We start from the raw sequence: 1,157 nt of genomic DNA on the forward strand, positions 1-1,157 counted from the left end.
CAGGCGTCTATGTACTTGCACCCATTGGCTTTCAGCCATTCAACGATCACATCCCAGTATGCGTTCTTGAACTTCATCATCCCAGCGCCGCCCATGGCGACTATTTCTGCGCCGCGCGTCCCATACATATCGGTGAACTGCATGACCAACACGAACCGCACTTTCTTCTTTTCCCGCCCAACGAACACCACACACATGCCCGTTGTAGCTAAACTGTACACCGTGTCCGGTGATATGTCCATCTGTGCAGCGGCATTACTGCGGCACGCGGCCGCTACGATAGGGCGAATGTGCTTCCACACGGCGTCGACCTTGTCTGGTTCAAGAAGCTCAATGGTCAGTTCATCCATTCGGTTTCTTGTCCGCATACTGAGCTACCAGCTTGTCAAAGAACTCGCGCCCTTTCATGGCCACTACGTGGCTTGGTACGACATACTCCCCGCCGTGTGCATTTATGCCGACAGGCTGGTTAGGTGCCCCCGGAACCTGCCCGCCTTCCTTGAACGACGGCTTGCCAACGGCCGGCGATGGCGGAGCCAGCCCGGCCTGCGGCCCATTGTCAGGCGACGTGTCGCCCGGCATGTCGGTAGACGGGTTTCCCTGCTGCGCCCGCGCCGCGAGCAGCACTGCAATAACCAGCCCTTGGTCGTACTCCTTCGGCACATCAGCTTCTGACACGATGCCCTGCTGGATGATATACTCACGGATTTGCGGGTACAGCGCAGGGGTACGGAGCACAGGAATGGCCAGCCCGGCCAGCGTGTTGAGTTCCTGCGGGTCAAGTTCGCCACTGGCCGTAGCCTGCGCGATCACCTGCTTGATCTGTGCCACAGCCGCCGGGTGCTTCTGAATGAACTGCTGTATCTGCTGCTCAACAACGTCAGCACTGATAGGTGTATTCGGGTCGGCGGCAGGCTGCAGCCCGGCGTCAGGCCCCGTCGGGGCGGTGGGCACCGTACCATCGCTGGCGATGGGCGGCGGCGCCAGATTTTGCATAAGCGGGTTCATGTCATCATCCTTTCAGTTGTGTAATCAGCTTCTCCACGGTTGCCCGCAACGCGGCTACATCATTGGCCAGTGTCTGCACATCAGCCAGCAGGGCACTGTAATCATGCAGCAACGGGACGCTTGTGCCGGATATGATCGCCCCAGACCCG

The 1,157-nt window shown here is 59.3% G+C and carries 2 protein-coding genes; both read right to left on the bottom strand.

Going from position 1 to position 1,157, the window contains the following annotated elements; genetic code table 11:
* Nucleotides 1-350, bottom strand: a 350-nt coding sequence (locus Q9Q40_15060; GenBank protein ID MDQ7008539.1) for a hypothetical protein, incomplete at its 3' end; no start/stop codon positions are given.
* Nucleotides 343-1,008 carry a hypothetical protein gene (locus Q9Q40_15065; GenBank protein MDQ7008540.1) on the bottom strand — a complete coding sequence of 222 codons (666 nt, stop codon included), beginning with the start codon at nt 1,006-1,008 and terminating at the stop codon, nt 343-345. The genes Q9Q40_15060 and Q9Q40_15065, both read right to left, overlap by 8 nt.
* Between the last annotated feature and the right edge of the window lie 149 nt (nt 1,009-1,157).

The organism is Acidobacteriota bacterium, assembly GCA_030949985.1.
Classification (GTDB): domain Bacteria; phylum Acidobacteriota; class Polarisedimenticolia; order J045; family J045; genus JALTMS01.

Excerpts from the sequence above, each read along its gene's own strand:
- Q9Q40_15065 (MDQ7008540.1), bottom strand. The coding sequence starts at position 1,008 with ATGAACCCGCTTATGCAAAATCTGGCGCCGCCGCCCATCGCCAGCGAT.